Annotated in this window: 18 protein-coding genes; 9 read left to right on the plus strand and 9 right to left on the minus strand. The window is 47.3% G+C overall.

The features are described 5' to 3' along the window. Window positions 1-50 precede the first annotated feature (50 nt). The 4 genes from BST96_RS03390 to BST96_RS03405 form a co-directional block, all read right to left on the minus strand. Window positions 51-314 carry a hypothetical protein gene (locus BST96_RS03390; RefSeq protein ID WP_085757341.1) on the minus strand — a complete coding sequence of 88 codons (264 nt, stop codon included), beginning with the start codon at window positions 312-314 and terminating at the stop codon, window positions 51-53. Beyond that, window positions 314-1,006, minus strand: coding sequence for a 5'/3'-nucleotidase SurE (locus BST96_RS03395; protein ID WP_085757342.1), 693 nt, complete (start codon window positions 1,004-1,006; stop codon window positions 314-316). Before BST96_RS03395 ends, BST96_RS03390 begins: the two co-directional genes overlap by 1 nt. 27 nt (window positions 1,007-1,033) lie before the next feature. Further along, window positions 1,034-1,741, minus strand: coding sequence for a VPLPA-CTERM sorting domain-containing protein (locus BST96_RS03400; protein ID WP_085757343.1), 708 nt, complete (start codon window positions 1,739-1,741; stop codon window positions 1,034-1,036). 373 nt (window positions 1,742-2,114) lie between these two features. Then, a complete protein-coding gene (locus tag BST96_RS03405) occupies window positions 2,115-3,173 on the minus strand; it encodes an SMP-30/gluconolactonase/LRE family protein (RefSeq protein ID WP_085757344.1) in 1,059 nt (352 codons plus the stop codon). A gap of 1,004 nt (window positions 3,174-4,177) precedes the next feature. Between BST96_RS03405 and BST96_RS03410 the strand changes: the two genes are divergently transcribed. From BST96_RS03410 to BST96_RS03420, 3 genes are all read left to right on the plus strand, one after another. Then, the gene (locus BST96_RS03410; protein ID WP_085757345.1) at window positions 4,178-4,900 is read left to right on the plus strand and encodes a hypothetical protein; all 723 of its coding nucleotides are present in this window, start codon (window positions 4,178-4,180) and stop codon (window positions 4,898-4,900) included. Between the two features lie 189 nt (window positions 4,901-5,089). Continuing rightward, on the plus strand, window positions 5,090-6,445 hold the full coding sequence (rimO, locus tag BST96_RS03415; RefSeq protein WP_085757346.1) for a 30S ribosomal protein S12 methylthiotransferase RimO: 1,356 nt from the start codon (window positions 5,090-5,092) through the stop codon (window positions 6,443-6,445). Between the two features lie 6 nt (window positions 6,446-6,451). Continuing rightward, window positions 6,452-7,159 (plus strand): 16S rRNA (uracil(1498)-N(3))-methyltransferase, encoded by a 708-nt coding sequence (locus BST96_RS03420; protein WP_085757347.1) that lies wholly within the window; start codon window positions 6,452-6,454, stop codon window positions 7,157-7,159. A gap of 106 nt (window positions 7,160-7,265) precedes the next feature. On the opposite strand, the gene msrA is transcribed toward BST96_RS03420, so the two are convergent. From msrA to BST96_RS03435, 3 genes are all read right to left on the minus strand, one after another. Beyond that, the gene (gene msrA, locus BST96_RS03425) at window positions 7,266-7,913 is read right to left on the minus strand and encodes a peptide-methionine (S)-S-oxide reductase MsrA (RefSeq protein WP_085757348.1); all 648 of its coding nucleotides are present in this window, start codon (window positions 7,911-7,913) and stop codon (window positions 7,266-7,268) included. 199 nt (window positions 7,914-8,112) lie between these two features. Continuing rightward, window positions 8,113-10,869 carry an autotransporter outer membrane beta-barrel domain-containing protein gene (locus BST96_RS03430; protein WP_085757349.1) on the minus strand — a complete coding sequence of 919 codons (2,757 nt, stop codon included), beginning with the start codon at window positions 10,867-10,869 and terminating at the stop codon, window positions 8,113-8,115. A gap of 170 nt (window positions 10,870-11,039) precedes the next feature. Next, complete coding sequence (locus tag BST96_RS03435; protein ID WP_085757350.1) at window positions 11,040-11,597, minus strand: hypothetical protein; 558 nt, start codon at window positions 11,595-11,597, stop codon at window positions 11,040-11,042. 740 nt (window positions 11,598-12,337) lie between these two features. On the opposite strand from BST96_RS03435, the gene BST96_RS03440 reads away from it, so the two are divergent. From BST96_RS03440 to BST96_RS03450, 3 genes are read left to right on the plus strand one after another with little or no spacing between them, the layout of a single operon-like run. Continuing rightward, complete coding sequence (locus tag BST96_RS03440; protein ID WP_169713895.1) at window positions 12,338-13,705, plus strand: ShlB/FhaC/HecB family hemolysin secretion/activation protein; 1,368 nt, start codon at window positions 12,338-12,340, stop codon at window positions 13,703-13,705. After that, the gene (locus BST96_RS03445) at window positions 13,606-14,157 is read left to right on the plus strand and encodes a ShlB/FhaC/HecB family hemolysin secretion/activation protein (RefSeq protein ID WP_157117836.1); all 552 of its coding nucleotides are present in this window, start codon (window positions 13,606-13,608) and stop codon (window positions 14,155-14,157) included. Before BST96_RS03440 ends, BST96_RS03445 begins: the two co-directional genes overlap by 100 nt. 46 nt (window positions 14,158-14,203) lie before the next feature. Further along, window positions 14,204-16,810, plus strand: a complete 2,607-nt coding sequence (locus BST96_RS03450; protein ID WP_085757353.1) for a two-partner secretion domain-containing protein — start codon at window positions 14,204-14,206, stop codon at window positions 16,808-16,810. Between the two features lie 77 nt (window positions 16,811-16,887). Here BST96_RS03450 and BST96_RS03455 read toward each other — a convergent pair whose 3' ends face one another. Then, window positions 16,888-17,973 (minus strand): hypothetical protein, encoded by a 1,086-nt coding sequence (locus BST96_RS03455; RefSeq protein WP_085757354.1) that lies wholly within the window; start codon window positions 17,971-17,973, stop codon window positions 16,888-16,890. A 208-nt stretch (window positions 17,974-18,181) separates the two neighbouring features. Here BST96_RS03455 and BST96_RS03460 point away from each other — a divergent pair, with 208 nt between their 5' ends. Next, window positions 18,182-18,364: a hypothetical protein gene (locus tag BST96_RS03460; protein ID WP_085757355.1), complete on the plus strand. Its 183-nt coding sequence runs from the start codon at window positions 18,182-18,184 to the stop codon at window positions 18,362-18,364. 3 nt (window positions 18,365-18,367) lie between these two features. Here BST96_RS03460 and BST96_RS03465 read toward each other — a convergent pair whose 3' ends face one another. Beyond that, a complete protein-coding gene (locus tag BST96_RS03465) occupies window positions 18,368-19,306 on the minus strand; it encodes a type II secretion system F family protein (RefSeq protein ID WP_085757356.1) in 939 nt (312 codons plus the stop codon). A gap of 187 nt (window positions 19,307-19,493) precedes the next feature. Between BST96_RS03465 and BST96_RS03470 the strand changes: the two genes are divergently transcribed. Both BST96_RS03470 and BST96_RS03475 read left to right on the plus strand, forming a co-directional pair. After that, complete coding sequence (locus tag BST96_RS03470; RefSeq protein ID WP_169713896.1) at window positions 19,494-19,937, plus strand: DnaJ domain-containing protein; 444 nt, start codon at window positions 19,494-19,496, stop codon at window positions 19,935-19,937. A gap of 68 nt (window positions 19,938-20,005) precedes the next feature. Then, window positions 20,006-20,341 (plus strand): hypothetical protein, encoded by a 336-nt coding sequence (locus tag BST96_RS03475; RefSeq protein ID WP_206045391.1) that lies wholly within the window; start codon window positions 20,006-20,008, stop codon window positions 20,339-20,341. The last annotated feature ends 46 nt before the right edge of the window (window positions 20,342-20,387 follow it).

The raw sequence follows: 20,387 nt of genomic DNA on the forward strand, positions 1-20,387 counted from the left end.
CGTCATGTAATAAGCAATAGTCTGGTTGTTGTGGCACTTTTTTAACCTTACTAGTCACTGACCGGCTGCAGACCCCACAGTATAAAACCCATCAAGGCGGATTGATAATCCGATGCATTTCTCACGCTCATATCACCGCTAAGCACCGAAATGGTGACATAGTCATCGCGCAGATGATCGAGATCGTTATTGGGCACTGAGTCCGGTGACTGTGGTGGAAACATAGTGACATCAAGGCCGACCTGCATGGTACCGGTTGTAGCAGGGGTCCCGGTCCAAACAAATTCAATACTGCTTCTGGAAGCAAGGCTCACTACCTTCGCTGCCACGGGTGCTGTTCGACCCTGATCATAATAAACTGGCCAGTTGATATTAAGCATGGCGCCTTCAGGAACAATGCCCCCCCCAAACGATAGGGGTTTAAACGCTCATCAACCATACGCGCAACAAAGTCTGCCGCCAGCGGCATCTGGGCAAAGGCCGTAGAGCTACTGCCAAACCGTTCCACACTAACCGCCATCGCAGGCAAGCCGGCATGCAATGCTGCCAGGGCTGCATTAATCGTCCCGGAGGCCTGAGTGCCCACTATGCCAAGGTTCTGACCCAGATTGATACCGGAAACAACCAGATCAATAGACTCAGGGGCGACAATGCCACCCAGCGCGGCACGGATACTATCACTGGGGGTGGAATCGACCGTCCAGCCACCCGGCATCTGTTCAACCACCGCAACAGTCTTACCGAATGAGGATATACGTGCTCCCCCCATACTACTTTGGGGATTAAGTGGCGCAACCACCGTGACCGTATGACCAGCCCCTTCAAAAGCATTTTTCAACGCGACTAAACCTGGCGCCATAGTGCTGCCATTAATTTTCCCGCCATTGCCATCGCTAATCTGCTCAAAAAAGCCATCATCATTGGTCACCAGAATATTCAGGCCATAGGCGGGCAATATCATGGCACCAAGTAATAAGGCAGCGCCTATTTTAAGTGAACATCGCATTGTAAAATCTCCAGATAGTTATTCGTATTATGTTTTCTTTTTAGCCACTGCCGCTAAACCCAGTAGCGCAGATAGCATCATCCATGCGGCTGCGGGAACAGGGACTTCTGCTACCGCCAGCATGTGTAGTTGATGGGTATTTGCCGTCAGTGAATCACTATCGATCCACCAGGTATTAATGGACGCCATGCTGTAATCAGCACTAAAAGCTAACTCGACATCAAAAGAACCCCAGCGGTTGATAGTGGCGTTATCACACAAGCTTTCGCCCAATGCACCGCTGAATGCTATACAACGGACCATTCCCTCTGTCGATGCACCAGACCAGGCGTTGGCACCGTTATATGAGATAACAGTGCCCTGTACACTGCCAAAGACTCCGCCCGTTATGTGCTGCGTTTCACCGGTATAATGCAGTGTTGCCGAGCCATCACTCAGCCATGGCAGCGATAGCGGGTTCCAGTCATAGGTTTCGCTATAGTCACTGAGTGTTAATGCAGCAGCAATCAACTCACCGCTGACGGTATCAACGGTCAATTGCCCCGAGATGGATGTGCGGGTATCAATCACTAGCGCTAAGCCAGTCAGCAGATCATCTCTTTCACGGATATAGGCATTAGTCGAGGTTAAGGTATAACTGGTGATGGCTGCCTGCACCGATGCCGACGGTAGACAGAGTAAAATGATAAGAGGAAGGCCGGCGTTCATACCTGCCAGAAAACGAAGATAGTTCATAATACGTTCCGTTTATTGCGTTATTTTTTTTACAAAAAGCTGAGTAACTGATCTATTCAGCGTGAATGTTTACGGTATCAATAAACTACGCACTAACTATACCAAGTAATAAAAAACGAGGAATTAAAGCGCTAAAAGATAAAAAAAACAAAAAATCGTAACACGGGTTTACGCATACTTATCGCCAAGGTGACAAGCAATCAGTCGCCAGCAAACCAAACTGCATGTCGCTTAGGTTCAGTGAAAAAAATATCAAAAAAACAGTGTAAATAAATCCGACAAGATTTAAGGCGGGTAATAGCACGAGACAACGACCGTTATAAAAAAGGCTGCCAAAGCAGCCTGTTGTTCATAGTGTGTGCGCTCTATACGCCTATGGCTTTTTATCTAACTCAATCACTACAATCTGCGGCGCTTCGAGACTACCTAAATACAGACAATTTCCTTCCTGCTGCGCCGAGGTTACCATCCAGACTTTTTCCCCGTGGCTATCTAGATAGCGTGCCGTAATCTCACCCTGTTCATTGAGCGCGAGCACATGGCCTTGTTGCGGTGGTAGTGGATGCAACCACGCTGGCAGTTTCATCATCAAGTTTTTAGCGGCCGGGTCTGAATGGAGTTGGTCAAGTTGCGGACTGCGAGGATTGGGCAATGCCAGCCAGAAAGTCCCTTGGCGATTAGCTGAGATGCCATCCGGGTAGCCTGGTAGATTGTCGATAAAGGTATCAGTACTACCCGCCTTCTCTCCCTTTAGCCAGTAGCGGCTTACCCGATAACGGCCGGTTTCATTCACCAGTACAAAGTCCTCGTTCTGCGACAGTGCAATACCGTTAGCGAAGTAAAGGCCTCCCAGTAAGGTTTCTGTTTCGCCGGTGGATGGATCGTAGCGTAGTAAACGACCATAGGGCCGAGACTCTATAAGATCCAGTATATAATCCGGTTGCGGGTATTGATAAGAAGCATCCGAAAAATATATCCTGCCATCGCTGGCAATATCGAGGTCGTCTGTAAACAAAAATGGCAGCCCATCCGACTCTGTCGACAACACGGTCATTGTGCCAGCCTGATCAAATGACAACAGCCCTTTCCAGGCATCAGCAACAATAAGGTTTTGTTGCTTATCAAAATGCAGACCCAGCGGCCTTCCGCCATTAATAGTGGCGAACACCTCCTCCTTGCCATTGAGGCCAATACGAATAATTCTGCCATCATGCAGGCCTCCATAAATACGTCCCTGACTATCCACGGCTATATCTTCTGGGCCAGCCCCGCTTAACGGAATAATACGGGCGTCAGCCATAGACTGAGACGCCATATTGAGGGGCTTCGCCACAGGGACATGCCAAGCGACGGAGTCTACCGGGGAGGGCCAAACCAAAAAGCCGCCGATCACAATAATTAAAGTTACGAGAGAGGGAATGATTTTTTTCAAGCCAAGCTCCTGAAGAATACGGACTATCAGCATCGTTTTATGGATGATGAAAGCAATAAAAAAGTCCCGACTAAATCGAGACTTTGAGGGCAGTTAACCGTGTGCTTTTTTCAACAGAAAAAGACTTAAAGTGTCGCTTCGAGACACAAGCAGACTGTTATAGCATCGACTGGGCACACTTCTTTTATTGCCCACCGCCTTGAAGCAGCAGAAAGCTATAACCATTTTTTTGTAAAATCTCCGCAATGGTCACTTCTTTTGCGTGAAAACCATCACCAATTAGTATTAGGCGGTGCTTTAAGGATAGCCCTACCCCCCTGAAAAGTAAAAGTAGCCATTGTTATTCCAGAACGCAGTAGACACTTATCAAAGATTCTAAAACCTATAATCTGGTAGATATGGCCGCCTTCAACAAGCCCGCCAGAACGGGTTACGACGATAAGAGATTGGCTTATATGTGGACCTTGGCGTTGAGGCAGGGGAAGTTTACCAGGGATACTACATGCTGCTTTTGACAGCTTATTGGCTCCGTTATGGATAAGTTACATACAAAACATATGGTCAATTCTCGACCACTACTGCCTACAAGAATCATCATTATAGCTAGCGACTTAAACCCAACCCATTTGAGATGCGGCTTAATTAACCGAATCACCCCCAATTGCCCCATAATAAGCACTGGCTAAATTCAGAAAAATCATTGCCTTATTTCGGCTATTGACCTCTGAACAACAGGAAAAATGACACTCATTGTATGATTAGTCTATTTTTTTTGGTGAACCAACGGTAGACTCTGGCAATGGCCAATTATTTGCCACACCTTAAGATGGCGCTTACCAACTCCATAACAATAAAACTGATAAAAAACATCATGGCCAAGGCTGCCTTTCCACTCATGACAAGCCGTTTTTTTCATGAAGTGAGAACAGAGGCAAGGTATTGATACTGAAGGGAACAACGGCTATGGATAAAGCGCTTTACAATCATTTGCTAGTATAAAACCCATGACAAAAATTGAAAGAATAGGCCCCGACTTAAACGCCTTTAAATTCAAGCAAGACCCCAGCTTGCTAGACGAATTAAGAGAGGTTTATCTCAACCTATTAAAACCGATATTTGACGCCCCGGATCGTGCGCATTTATGCAGTGGTGGCCAACAAATTCACACCCCGATGAAAAGGGCAGACAATAAATTTTATATGATGTCTTATGGCAAAGCTCCGTTGCTATGGGTGTCAAACAACGATAAAGAGACGTATGATATTTTCAAACGCTACCTCGACTCTTTAGATATTATTAATGAGGCTAAAGAGCACATTGATTATGATAAGGACCTTGTGATGTATTCTGGTTTTTTTGTAATCGGTGATCATATGCCTATTGAAAGCTGGCATGTAGATTATGACCAAGGCGCTAATGCCTTTACCCTGATTACGCCGCTGTTTGAATTAGAAAAAAATCATGGCATGCTATCCTACAAAGACAAATTCATGATTAATCAGCGATATAGTTACAGGTCAGATGAAGGTGTGTTTTTTGGCGACGGTTTTCAACATATGACTGAACCCTACCCTAAGGGCGATACAAAGAGAGTCATGGTCAGCCTTACCTTTGGCACCGACAAATTAAAATATTGGGACATACTGGCGAAAACAATAGGCACTCAGTCTAAATACTTTATTTTACCTTGCGGTCATCAAGCTGGAACGTGTCAATGCCTGGGTTAGCCTGCCAGTGTTTGGAGTCCGGTCGATGCTAAGCCTATAGGATTATGCAAGGTTAACTTTACCTCTCTATTGAATGAAATCCGCATTGAACCAGAAGCGTAAATCCGCCTAATGTCACTGTCCGTGCTACCCACTACAGATTGCCGTATAATGCTTTATCTTTGACCTTTAGAAACGCCAACTACTGCTATGACTACTACAACACAAACGAAGAAAGTCGGCTTCGTCAGCCTCGGCTGCCCTAAAGCCCTGGTAGACTCCGAACGTATCCTGACCCAGCTAAAACTCGATGGTTATGAAATCAGCCCCGATTATGATGGAGCGGATGTCGTGGTGGTCAATACCTGCGGCTTTATCGACTCAGCCAAGCAAGAATCCATGGATGCCATTGCTGAGGCGATGCAGGAAAACGGCAAAGTCATTGTGACGGGCTGTATGGGCAAGGGCAGCGATGCCGAAGCCATTAAAGCCGCCAACCCGAATGTGCTAAGCGTATCCGGCCCCGCCGACTATGACAGCGTGATGGGGGCGGTCCATGACTATATTCCCCCCGCGGAAGATATTGAGCATAAACCCTATCCTGACTTAGTCCCTGCCGCAGGAATCAAGCTTACCCCCCAGCATTATAGCTATTTAAAAATTTCCGAAGGCTGTAACCATCGCTGCACCTTTTGCATTATCCCCGATATGCGGGGCGACCTGGTTAGCCGCCCTATTGCGGAGGTGGTGGATGAAGCCAAAAAACTGGTAGAACAGGGAACCCGTGAATTACTGGTGATATCTCAAGACACCAGTGCCTACGGAGTCGATGTTAAATATAAGCTGGACTTTGTCGATGGCCAGGCCCGTGAAACACGGATGCAGGATTTGGCGGTTGCCCTGGGTGAATTAGGGGTTTGGGTGCGCCTGCATTATGTCTACCCCTACCCTCATGTTGATAAAGTGATTCCGCTAATGGCAGAAGGAAAAATTCTGCCTTATTTGGATATTCCCTTCCAACATGCCAGCCCAAAAATTCTTAAGCTGATGAAACGCCCGGGCAATCAAGTCAAAGTGTTAGAGCGCATTAAAGCCTGGCGAGAGATCTGCCCGGACCTGGTTATTCGCTCCACCTTTGTCGTTGGCTTCCCCGGAGAAACCGAAGCAGACTTTCAATTATTACTGGACTGGCTGGAACAAGCTCAACTTGACCGCGTGGGGTGTTTTAAATATTCACCCGTTGATGGCGCCAAAGCCAATGATCTGCCAGACCATGTGCCTGAAGATATCCAGCAGGATCGCTGGGAGCGTTTTATGGCAACCCAACAGAGAATTTCCGCCCAACGCTTGCAACAACGCATTGGTCAGGAAATGGAAATATTAATTGATGAAGTGGATGAGCAAGGCGCAACTGGCCGCTGCTATGCTGACGCTCCGGAAATCGATGGCAAGGTTTATCTGGAAGGTTTTACCGATACCTTCCCCGGCGATGCTCTACTCGCGACCATTACCGGCGCCGATGAATATGACCTTTGGGCAGAGCCTGTCTATGAAGACGAAGGCTAGCTAGCTGTGAACCTGATTATTTTACTGCAGCAGGATTTTACCGACGACTCTCACGTCACTCTGACGGATAAGCGCTTTGAACATATTCGCAAGGTACACCAGTCTTCAGTAGGCGATCGCGTTAAGCTTGGCCGACTCAATGGCATGATGGGTAGCGGTATTATTACAGCCATTAACGATCACAAGGTCGATATTGAGGTTGAGCTTAATCAAGCCCCGCCAAAAAAGCTGCCACTAAAAGTTATTCTGGCCCTACCCCGCCCGAAAATGATCCGGCGTATTTTTCGCTCGATTGCCGAATTGGGTATTGAAGAACTGATTGTTATCAACAGCTATAAAGTTGAAAAGAGTTTTTGGAATAGCCCCGCATTAACGGATGAAAAAGTTGAAGGCTATTTAATCGCAGGCTTGCAACAAGCCAAAGACACCGTGCTGCCCAAGGTTTCCTTTCAACGTTTATTTAAACCTTTTGTGGAAGATGAATTAGCCGCTATTGCACAGGGCTCGCGGGGCATTATTGCCCACCCCGCTACCGGCAAACCCTGCCCTCACGCAATCAATGAAAGGGCTGTACTCGCCATTGGCCCCGAAGGTGGGTTTACTGAATACGAAGTGAATAAATTTATTGACGCCGGATTTGAAGGCATTCACTTGGGAGACAGAATTCTCCGTGTGGAAAATGCCCTGGCGGCTATTACCAGCAAACTCTATTAACCAAAAAACACTAGCTTTGTAGGGTGGATTACAATCCACCATCATCATGGCGTATAAAGGTGGATTACAATCCACCCTACGAAGGTCTGGTTAATGCTTGATAAGTTTAACCGCAGGAAACTCCGGTTCCGCCTAAGCCACAATAGCCTCCCGGATTTTTAGCCAGGTATTGCTGATGATAATCCTCGGCATAATAAAAGTCTGGTGCCTGTAATATCTCGGTGGTTATTTCAGGATACCCCGCCTCTTGCAAACTCACCTGGTAATGCTGGCGCGAACGCACTGCACTCTGCTCCTGCTCTTTATTAAAGCAATAAATGCCTGAACGGTATTGAGTACCGCGATCATTGCCCTGCTGCATGCCCTGGGTGGGATTATGACTCTCCCAAAACACGGTTAATAGCTCTTCATAACTGATCACTGCAGGATCAAAAACAACTAGCACCACTTCATTATGACCGGTAGCACCACTGCACACTTCTTCATAGCTGGGGTTGGGTGTGTAACCAGCGCTATAGCCAACCGCGGTGGAATAGACCCCTTCGCACTGCCAAAATTTTCTCTCTGCGCCCCAGAAGCACCCCAGACCAAACAGCGCCTGTTGGTAAGGCTCGGCAAAGGGGCCTTGCAAGGGATTGCCATTAATATAATGCTTATTGGTCACTACCATCGCCTGCTCTCTACCGGGTAAGGCCTGCTCAGGTGACGGCAATTGGGATTTGCTATGGCCGCCTAATAAATCCAATATATTCATAGTAGTCTGCTCACTGGTTGTGATGGCTATTTAGCTGGCTATAATGATTGGGCTTGCACCTCCAGCGCTCCTCCAATATGAGTACAGTACTTAGCTTAAACCCAAAAGACAAAGAATTTCTTAGTGCGGTGATAGATATTTCTGGCATAAAAAAAGCCAGCTCCAAAGGAGCCAGCTTTTGTAATCCACGACCAAAGACTTAGAAATCGTAGCGCATGGTCGCAATCAGGGATTGACTGGTGTAATCATCTTTTTCTATATAATCAACACCGGCAGAGAAACTAAAACGCTCCTGCCCAAAGGCTCTCATACGAAATGAGGCTTTATACATTTCTTTTTCGGCGCTGGCGCCGTTAGTGATAAAGCCACCGGCACTTACACCGATAAAGTTAGAATCTACCTCTACCTCATCGCCCACGAAGTCATACAGATAATCAACACCGAACTCAGGCACCCAGGTGATTTCGTTTTCAGTGGTTATTGGGTAGGCAAACTTAATACCCACGCCAGCGATTAAAACTTCTACATCTTGGGTAGCAACGGTCAAACCCAGATTGCCAACATCTTTCTCTCTATAATCATCTTCGCTCAAATAGGTGTAATCCAACTCTACCTTAGGCGTGATAAACCAGTTGCCCTCTGTCGCAATCGGGTAACCACCTCGCAGGCGCACACTGAACTGATGGCCTTCGTGGCTGCTATTAGCAATCAATTCAGAGCCATCACTACTTAAAACGGGGTCAATCAGGCGGTCAATATCATACTCATTGCGGGCATAGGCAAATTGACTATCGAAGTAATAATCATCAGCGTTATAGCTGCCATACAAGGCCACACGGTAGCTATCAATAACCATATCATTGGATTCAACTTTGCCCTCAACATCAGTATCCGCATAACTAAAGGCCACCCCCATGGAGGTTCGCTCTGATAGCGGCATATCCATACCGATAGCTATGCCGTAGGTATAAGCATCAAAACCATCAACAGCATCCCGTATATCCTGGTCGGTATCATTATCATAAGCCTGCACCCAAAAGCCATAAACAGCCATGGGGTCTCCGGCCACCGCACCACTCATGCCATATTCATCACGCAGCGCCAACATTCTGTTACCAATGGTACTGGCAGCCGCCAAGTCAGCCGCCAATACGCCCACTTTGGAACCCTCTACTGTATCTGGGTCAAGACTGGCAATCGCCCGTGTCAGTTCTTCTTCACTCTCAACACCCTGTAATGTCCCCAGTGCCTGGCCAAGCTCACTATCGTTATCAACATCATCAAGCTCATTCAATGCATTAGAAACATTGGATATATTGTTTGCGCCAATAGTGCCATCAAGGCCGGCATTTTCCAGCGCGCTGTCCACCGGCGAGGAAAAATCAGAACCCGCCACTACCGCATAAAGCTGTCTGCCCCTTTGTTCAATCACAAAATCTACGACTAAAGAATCATCCTGTACTGCAAGGCTGCCATCATTGGTAGTCAAGTTACCTCCACTACTAATAAAGGCAAACTCATCACCGGTGCGAAATACGCCACCACCATTTAAATCAATACTGACGGTGGTATCGGTCACATCCGCATTCCCCGTCACTCTCAATAGAGGGTTTTGAACCACACCCGCTTCAGCGGTTGAAACAACATGCAACAGGGTTAAGGTACCACTGAAATTCAGATCACCATTGATGGTCGTGGTCACAACGCCATCAATGCCTTCCGGGATAATACTGGAGGAAGAATCAGCTAATAACGCAATCAGGTCAGCACCTTGGACCGTACCAGAAGTACCACCACCGGAAACAAACGCACCGCCATTCATCGTTACGTTACCCATGGTGCCGTAGTTCGACAGGGTTTCCTGGCTATCCGCATTAATCACCACATCGCCAACCACACCGCCAATATTTCTGACTTGCGTGGCGTTGTTGATATCACCAACACGGGCATCAAAGAAGTTAGTAAAGGAGCCGCCAGCAGCACCAAAATCTATACTGCCATCAATCACACCAGAGTTTTCTATAGCGGCGATCGCACCACCATTAATAGCTCTGATTGAACCCGCTGAACCAGCGCTAATCAGGCTACCAATATTATTATCGATCAAATCAATAGAGCTGCCTGCACCATCGACAGTCACTGCCGCGATGGAACCATCTAACAAACCGCGATTGGTGAGCGTGGTTAGAGTGGCGCCAGCCTCAACCACGACCGCCGTATCGCCTCTGATAATGCCAAAGTTTTGCACTTCAGTTAAAGTACTGCTGCCCCGCATCACAAAAGCACCACCGCCCGATGATGCAGCGGTGAGAGAACCATCATTAATAAAATCACCGCTCATCACCGAGTCTTGAAGTAAAAAACCACCCACGATGCTACCAGAGGCATTGTTCAATACCGTCTCTATGGAGGACTGCTGAATATCAATTACATAACCAGAACCAGGGGTAAATACGGAAGAAGTAATCACACCGGAGTTGACCAGACCACCGCTAATAGAACTATCCAACAGCACGATGCCACCACCAAGACCATCGATAGTACCGGCCGTACCATTGCTGATACCGCCTTCGATTCTCGCACCATCCTCCAGCCTGAAAGCACTGCCAGAGGCACTGATAAGCCCATTATTAATAACGCCCGCAGTTAGGGTGGTAGTAGCACCATCAATACTGGATGTGCCCGAGAGATAAACACCATCGCCAGCCGCTATAATACTGCCGTTATTAAAAATAGCCCCGGTTAATGTGCCCACTACTGAGTTTTCAACACCGTTGCCAGAACTATTAATAGAGCCGGTTGAATTGATAGTCAGATTGGGCGCTGCTACGCCATCGAGAATCTGGCCAGGCTCATCAGGGGTAGAAATAATAATGTCCGCAGATAACGATAAAGGAAGTGCTGACAAAAGGATTGATACGCTTAATAGACGCGGTTTAAACGGAGAGTGCTGCATAACGTTTCCATTGCTTTGGGTGTTATTCTTATTTGCCACTATTTCAATGGGTATTCTCTCAACCCTATGTGGCCTCTTAACATAAATGCCGACCACCACTAATGGAGGCCGGCATTAAAAAACTCCAGCCCGCCGAGAGGAGCGGCAGGCCAGTGTTATTATTTATAGTATCAGGCTGATTTACGACGCAGCGCCAACAAACCTAATAACGAGGAGAAAAACAGGGGCAGAGCCGCCGGTAATGGCACCGCGATAGGCGCATTAAGATAGTTAATATTTTCCACGTTATCACTAAAGGTCAGGGTCCAGCCTACCGACTCGCCATCGCTAGCGAAGAAGCTGTCACTATAGCCAGCTTCAGCTTCTGAATTACCAAATGTTGACCGGCCAAAGGCGACAATATAAGTAGCCTGAGCAAGCGGGTCAAAAGAGACTGAGCTGCCAAAGAACGGGGTAGAACTTGTCGTTGCCGTTCCGAAGTCGCCATTTTCAAAGACTTTCATATAGCCGCTAAAATTGGTGTCACTGCTGGAATTATCGATAGTAAAAGAAATAGACACATCATCAATAGAGCCCGGATCTACGGTAAAGCTCAACTGGGCAATATGCAGCCCATCGAGAGTATCACCCACCTCAAATATGCTGCCACTGATTTCAGTTGCACTGTAGCTCAAGGTCGAACTGCAACAGACCAGAACTGCCAGGAGATACTTTTTAATTGTTAACATGGTTCTACCATCCTCAAGGGTTAGGGCTTCTTTTCTTATGGAGAAGCTCCCACTCTACATCTTATAGTTATTGTTGTTGACCAGTTTTTCTTTACTGCCAGAAAGCGCCGCTGACGGGCTTCGTCTCTGTCAATAAAACATTATCGTTATTATCGCAGTATTAACTATGCAAAATCCATGACAACTTCCCGAACCGGTTGATTTCAGGCTATCAAAGCCGCACAGGGCCTAGCCATCAGGGGATGACTGTAAATATTTCCGACACTTCGTCAGGACGCCAAAATACCCCCTGAAAATAACCATAAGATTCCCTCCCTTTACAATTGTCAGGCATAAAAAATATCCAGCGCTAAAAATGATAAATAGTTTACAAAACAAGCCGGATTTGCTGCTGTTACACTTACAGGTGAAATATTTATCACTGATCAAGCGCTGTTATTGGTGATTTTTCTGGTGTCGGTTTTTTTGACGCAGACAAACTGAAAGCTCAACCAAAGACAAAATAAGCCTTAAGAATCATGCAGTTAAAAAGATGGCGCAAGATATGCATTAAAGAGCGCTAATAAGAAGAATTTAAATATTATGCAAAAAGTGACCAATGATCACGCCCATGATTCATCGATAAAAATAACAGATCAGCTAACGCGCTAGTTTACTATTTTTCCGAATCAACACTGAATGCCCTCCTACTAAATGGGCCTGCATAATATTTGTCAAAAAATATGACGGAGCTACGAAGAATGATAACGATGCTGTTGGAGCAGTTACTTCCATCGAAAACCGCTTTAGCCAAGGCTTGCAGCCCTGGCCATCGTGTAGTGCGCCCCCATAAGCTCCCAGTCATTGTATCCACCCTATTGGTGCTGCTTAGCTCCTCCTACGCACAGGCCCAGGGTTTTGGAACGATAACGCCAGGCGGTGTGCAACCCCAATTAGAGCGCCCTCAGGTACCTACCACGCCTGCTGAAGATAATATGATCGTCCCCCCGGTGATTGACCGTCCTCTGAATATCGATGACGGCCCCAAAATCAAGGTCAGACATTTTCAGTTAAACAGCTATGAAGATTTTCCGCTCACCGTTAAGCGCAGTGATATTTTAGAGATTCTGGCCAAGCAACGCGATGCCCACCCCGATGGCTTTACCATTGGCGAGTTGCAGCAAGCGGCTAACGAGGTCACTCAATACTATAGAGAGCAGGGCTATATTCTGGCCCAGGCTTTTGTACCGCAGCAGGAAGTAAATAACGGTATCGTTATCGTTAAAGTGTTAATTGGCCGTCTCGGCAAAGTCAGCACAGCCAATAATCAGCGTTACTCATCCGAATTATTAGTCGACACCATCAATTACCGGTCGGATAAACCGCTGCAACAACAACCTATGGAAAGCGCCCTGCTGCGTTTAAACGACTTGCCCGGTTTAAAAGCCAATGGGGTATTTCGTCCCGGTGACAATACGGGTGAAACGGAATTAGTGATCAACGTTCAGGAAGAGAAAGCCTTTGAAGGTTTTATTATTGCTGATAACTACGGTGTTGAAACCACCGGTAAAGAACGCCTGATGGCCAATGTGAAATGGAATAATTTAACCGGCTCCGGCGATCAACTTTCAGTAACAGCCCTGCAAACATTCGATCCCACTGATTCGCTGTATGGCGATATTAGTTATGAGCGCTCCTTTATTGACCCGAACTTTGTGACAGGCATCCAATACAATAACAATGATTACACCATTGGCCAGCAAGGCCTGGGCAGTCTTGATGTTGAGGGTGAAACCGAACAGCTTTCTGTTTATGGACGTTTGAATCTGCAGAGAAGTCGCCTGGCCAACAAAAACCTGCATTTTAGCCTCAACCGCAAAACTGCCGAGGTAGAAGCACTGGGCGAAAACCTGGGTAAAGATGACCTTGCGGTTATTCAACTGGCGTATCTTTTTGATTCCGTCAGTAGCAGCGGTATCAGCAGAGGCCGACTGAGCATTGACCGGGTCTGGATGATTTTCTGGGTTCAATGGATAGCGATGGCGACGGCAACTCCTTGCGCATTGATGGTGATGGCAACAGAGCCAGCGGTAAATTTACCAAATTCAACGCCCGTTTTACCCACCTAAGACCCATCGCTCAAAACCACTCCTTGTTATTGCGCTTTGATGGCCAGTATTCCGACGACGTGCTGACGTCTCTAGAGCAATATTCAATGGGCGGCCCCAACTCGGTAAGAGCCTACCCTATTTCAGAATTTATCCGGGACAAGGCCGTTTTTACCAGTGCAGAATGGGTGATCAATGCACCGGGCTTTGCCGACAAGCCAGCCTTTGCAGGCCGTAACTGGGGTGAAATCCTACAAGTTTCCATCTTTGTTGATTACGCCAAAGGCGAACTCAATAACCCGGTCGCTCTGGCTGACCCGGATGTTGAACTGTCGGGTGCCGGCATCAGTTTAGATTTTCGGTTAACCGATACATTTTTTGCACGTTTGGATGTGGCCAGCCCAATTGGCAGCCGCGATGCCAGCAACGGTGATGATCCACAGTATTGGATTACCAGCGGATTTAATTTTTAAAGTTGAAAAAAATAGAACAGCGTTAAATTGAGGGTAAGTAGTAAAAATGAAACCAATTAATTTAAAAAAGCCTTTATTTGCTAAGCGCAAGCCTATAACAAAATTATTGGCCAGCGTTGCTGTCGCGCAGCTTGTCATTATGGATACGGCTGCCGGCCCTCAAGGCCATACCAATTACAGCAATACCAATATCGACAGTGTATCGGTCAATAACGACATCACTACGGTTACCCAGAACGCGAATAAAGCCGTTATCAACTGGGATAGTTATAACCTCAGTGACACCGAACAAGTGCAATACCTGATTAATGGCGGGGGCAGCTTCGCTATTCTTAACCGTATTAACGATGCCAACCCAAGCACCATTAACGGCAGTATTACGGCGGCCAATGGCCAGGTATTTTTGATTAATAATAACGGCATTATTTTTGGCCAAAATGCCACTGTCAATGTCGGCGCACTGGTTGCCAGTACGCTTAACCTCAGTGACAGCGGGTTTTTAGACAATGATAGCTATACCCTTCAAGCAGCAGCTGAGAAAGGCCTGATTATTAACCAGGGCACCATCAATGCTTCTTCCGGTGGCGTTGCTCTGGTCGGTAACGCGGTTAATAACGAAGGCATTATTATCGCCAGTACTAACAGCGTCTCCTTAATTGCCGGCAATCAGGTCACCATTAGCTTTGATGGCAGTGGCTTGATGAATTTTGCTATTGGTGATGAAGTTCAGGACAACTTAGCACTATCTGATGCTATTCAAAACAGCGGCAGCCTTGAGGGAGAAAAAGTATTACTCCATGCCAAAACTGCTTCCGGTATTTTTGATAATGCTATTAACAATTCCGGGGTTATCAAAGCAGGAAAAATTGATAACAGTGGCGGCAATATAAAATTATTAGGTGTTGGTGACGGCAATGTTCAGCTGGCATCGACAGCCAGCCTGGACTCAACGGCTAGCAACAGCGATGGCGATATCCAAATTCGCTCAGTGGGTGGCAATATTATTAGTGATGCTACCATCACCACTGGCGAACTGGATTTAAACGCTACTGATGGCAGCTTATCGCTCGGCGTTGACAGCGTCATTGATTCAAGCAGCCTGGTTTATGTCGAAGCTAACGGCGACATTACCCATCGCGGCCTGATAACTTCAGAGACCGTCGTTTTAGTATCCTCCAACGATATCGATCAGTTTGGTACCATTATCGCCACAAACTTTTTTCAAAGCGCCGGTGGCGAGTACAGCGATACTGAAGCAGACAGTGATAATGACGGTGTAGGCGATGGTATTGATGCCTTCCCCGATGACCCTAACGAAGACACCGATACTGATGGTGATGGCGTAGGTGATAATGGCGACGCCTTCCCTGAAGACGAAACGGAAAGCGAAGATACGGATAATGACGGTGTGGGCGATAATGCAGATGCCTTCCCTGAAGACGAAACGGAAACCCAAGATACCGACGGCGATGGTGTAGGCGATAATAACGATGCCTTCCCAGAAGACGACACTGAGAGTGCCGATACGGACGGTGATGGCGTGGGCGACAATAACGACGCCTTCCCTGAAGACGCGACTGAAACCGAAGATAGCGACGGTGATGGCGTAGGTAACAATGACGATGCCTTCCCTGACGATGCCACTGAAACTGAAGATAGCGACGGTGATGGTGTAGGCAACAATAACGACGCCTTCCCTGAAGACGCTACTGAAACTGAAGATACCGACGGTGATGGTGTAGGCAACAATAACGACGCCTTCCCTGAAGACGCTACTGAAACTGAAGATACCGACGGTGATGGTGTAGGCAACAATAACGATGCCTTCCCTGAAGACGCGACTGAAACTGAAGATACCGACGGTGATGGTGTAGGCAACAATAACGACGCCTTCCCTGAAGACGCGACTGAAACTGAAGATACCGACGGTGACGGCGTAGGTGACAATAACGATGACTTCCCTGAGGACGCGACCGAAAGTACGGATACCGACGGCGATGGCGTGGGCGACAACACCGACCAATTCCCAACCGATGCCAATGAATTTATCGATAGCGATGGTGACGGTGTTGGCGATAACTTTGACGCTTTCCCGTTTGATCCTACAGAGTTTGCCGATGCTGATGGTGACGGCGTAGGTGATAACAGCGATGCATTCCCCTTTGATGCCCAACGTTCAGAGCCGGTGATTGAAGATACCAGCAATGAACAAACCGCTGAAGAAGAAGCTGAAGAAGCGGCAAGACAGGCAACGGATACAGACACCGTATTTATCCCCGTAGTCGATACTGATGGTACTGGTGGTGGCACTGGTGGTGGCACTGATGGTGGCACCGGTGGTGGTACTGGCGATCAGGGCACTGACGGTGGCGACAACGGCTCAAACGATGGCGGTGGTCAACCCACAACCCCCACCGGCGCTCCAACCAACCCGTCTAATCCAGCCTCACCCGCGGCTCCTGACCCAGCAGCACCTGCCGGTGACGAAAGCCAGGACGATGTGACGGATATTGGCTCAAGCATTAATGCCAATTCAAATACCGGCACCCAAACAGCGAATAACAATACGGTAGATACCGGTTCATCCACCTTAGGCTTATACGGTGTTGAAGGTTCTGGTATTCGCTTACCCAAGGATCAGGATACCGAGTAAAACGTTATCGCTTAAAAACAAAAACCACCCTTCCGGGTGGTTTTTTTTTGCGCGGGGTCCTGGCATCAGGGAAAAGTCTAATTCAGGCAAGTGGCACAGGTACTCGCTACAATACGTCCGGTATGGGTATGACGACCAGGACGGTAACGACCATCCAGCGATGTCATCTTTTGGTAGAGTCTATTTTCACTTTTGATCACGGCGGCTTCATGGGCATAGGGGTAAAGCACACTACTCAAACCGCCCTGCTCAATAAATTTTTCGGGCTCCAACAGAGCACTTTTAACATGCAGCAACTCATGCAATAAAGCATCCGCCGGGGAAGCAATACAGGCACCGCGATTTTCATGGCTATGACATAAACGATGGGAGCGCAACTGGGCCGCGGCTCTGCTATCAAAATTAACATTCACCGCTTTTACCTGAATCTGGTTACCCCTGACCTGTGTTTCAAAACTATCCTTTTTATAGCGTAATGACCAAGGGTAATCTTTCAGTGATAGCAGTAATTCAATCGCTTCAGGGTAGCGGCTAAAATACTCCGCCATTTCCTGCAAATCACTATTCACATAGTCCGGGTCATGGTCTGCGGGTCTGTAATGCTGACGTAAAATATCGGCAATGATTTGCCCCTGCTGAGCCACAGCGCTGTCTATCAGTGTTATATCCGGCTCAAAGCTAAAGGCCGTGTCAGCAAGTACATCTGACGATTCTTCTATAGATGCGGAAATAGGCGCATCAAATAAAGCCAGAGTATGTTCATCCATATTATGCTCTGTTTGATCGGCCAGAGCAGCGGAACTTAAACCCACTGACAAAGTCAGTATAGGGAGCCAACGGCGACGGCGCTGCCGCGCAACGTCAACATCGAATTGACGACGATCCGCCAGCAGTTGGTAGCCCTGGAGCTGTGCATAGTTCTGCAAGTCCTCATACAGACCTGGATTGCGAAAAGCCAGGTCGCGGGCATGAATCAGGGTTTGTTGCTGATCAATAAAACAGGGGTGAATATAGTCGGCCAGACCGGGCGGAGCCCCCAGCTTAGCGCTGATATTTTGCACCCAGCGCGGCGCAAAGATTTTTTCCAATGCCAGCTTTACACCATAATGCAAAGAGGACTGAATGCCCGCTGGCTGCGCTGTTTGTTGGTTGTTGATAAGCACAACAATATTGACCTTTTTAGATGGATACTTCGTTCAGCTTATAAAGATAGCAGGGGATAGATAACTGGCGACCGGAAGTGAACATGGTTGTGAGGTGAGTCACAATTAAGGTAACAATCTCATCATCAAACTGTCATATAACTGAAACATAGAGCCCTAATAATCCCCATGACTTATAGAGAAAAGAAAACAATGAGAGAGTAATACAATGAAAACGACCAATACGATAAACACCATCGATATCAATAATTTATGCAGCCGAAAATTACTGGAAATCCTTACCATCAACCAACGCCTGGACCGGTTGGAGCAAGAGAGTATTGAGCGGGAGTTATTGACCCGACGCCACTATATACCTGAACTGGCCGACTGGCGGCAGCAAGCCCATTAAGGGCTAATAGTTAATCAAACTCAGCAACACCATCACTGGCAGCAACGCATAAATCATTTGCGGTAAATTTTGCCCCCAATACCATAACCGCGTTAAGTAAGCTTCATACACCGCATCGGTGATATGTAGCTGCGCATCTTTAGCCGTTGCGCCCGGTTTAATTAAGGGTTTAATGTCCACGCCTTTTAGAATGCCGCAACGCCCTAGCGCTTGCGATAGCTTAGTCCCCCCCTCTACCGTGTTATACACTTCAAGATAACGTGCAGAAAAATAAGGGTCGGGGATTTTATTCGCGGCAATTTTTAATGACTGAGATAAAGACAGGCCGCCATCAATAGCTTGATTCAAATTTTTCAGATAGTGGTAGCTCTGGGCAATGTCTAATACGTCATTAATAAAGGGCCAACGTTTTATGGCATTAAAGACGGCGGAGTCAAAACGAAAACGGTAAATTATCGTTTTGGATACGGCCACCAGTCCTGTTAAAAACAGTGCACTGACCGCCAGGCGAATCAATACCGACACCAACGTTAGCTGTTGATCCCATAACAGCCAAAATAACACTGCGGCAATAGCACCAAAAACCACCAGCAACGGTATTTTTATTTGCCGTTTAATTTCATCGGTGATTTTTTGCTGCAAAAAATAATGGTCACGCAAACGCTCATAGCTGCTACGGATATTGCCGGTGGCCAAACCTAACTCCAACACTCTTAACTCCCAGGCCAAAAATTGCCCCGTGTTTTTTAAACCCTCCAACACAACGGTTTGGCCCTGCTCCAACTGCTCAACCAACTCAGGAATTTGTGCACGCTGTGCGGCGCGCTGGCCCTCGTTGAGTAACTGGAAGACTTTATCCCAACCGCCCTGCTTTTGATCCAGCGCTAACAAAGCTGAAAAGAGTTGCGCTCGATGACCGGCACTTAAGGTATTTTTTTTCATGGCTGATGCTTACTGATTAATTCTTATAGGTGGGCATGATAACAGAACCATCTAAATAAGCAGTGGCAGCTAACGCCAGCGGTGGGTATGATGACTACTCTTTTCAACTACCAAACCAAGAATCAGGATTACTGTGTTGGGCCGTCTAATTGTACTCATTGCGCTTGTGATAGCCGTTCTCGCTATTATGAGGCTGCTTAGGAACACCCCTGAAGAGCAAAAGAAAAGCCTGTATTGGAAACTTGGCCTCAGTGGTCTGGCCATTATTCTGGTGCTATTAGCGGTAACCGGGCGCATTCACTGGATCGGGGCCATGATTGGGGCACTAATCCCAATTGTCAGGCGCTCGCTACCGTTTTTAATCAAGATGTTTCCGCTGTTCCAGCAATATGTTGGCAAAGGCCCTCAGGCAGACCCGGGTGGACAAAGTCAACCGAGCCAGCCCACTAGTGATATGAACGAAGAATCGGCCTATGCCATGCTTGGGCTGCAACCTGGCGCCAGCAAGGAAGACATCGTTCAGGCTCACCGTAAGATGATGCAGAAAGTACACCCGGACCGGGGCGGTAGCGATTATCTGGCAGCGCAAATTAATGAAGCAAAAGAGCTGCTAATCCGCAATCTATCGTAGCTGTGAAGGGCTTTTCACGATAAAATCAGGCTTTAAAAAATCACTCTTTGTATGGTTATTTCAATCCTATGAGCACAGTCTTTGTTGTCAGAAATCAAGATGGCTATTTCGCCACCAAGCAAAAAGAATGGGAATGCGGCCGCGAAGCCAAGTTATTATTTCGCAGCCCACATAAGGATGAAGCCCTGAATATCGTGTTTGAGCTAAGCTCCAAGGATATCTATCTGCGTGCCGAAGCTATCAGTGTTGAATTGGATGATAAAAAACAGCCCGTGGTTGAAGTCACAGCGCCACCCAAGGCTAAACCCGTGGCTGAGGTGGACGACCAGCTCACCACAGAAGATGCAGAGATAGCCGAGAGCAAAGCAGATAGCGAGCAGCCTGCCCCCCTGGCAGCTGAATAAGAGGGGAAGACCAAGCCCTGCTATTGAAACTTTGCTGAGAATCCCC

The sequence above is a fragment of the Oceanicoccus sagamiensis genome (assembly GCF_002117105.1).
GTDB lineage: Bacteria > Pseudomonadota > Gammaproteobacteria > Pseudomonadales > Dasaniaceae > Oceanicoccus > Oceanicoccus sagamiensis.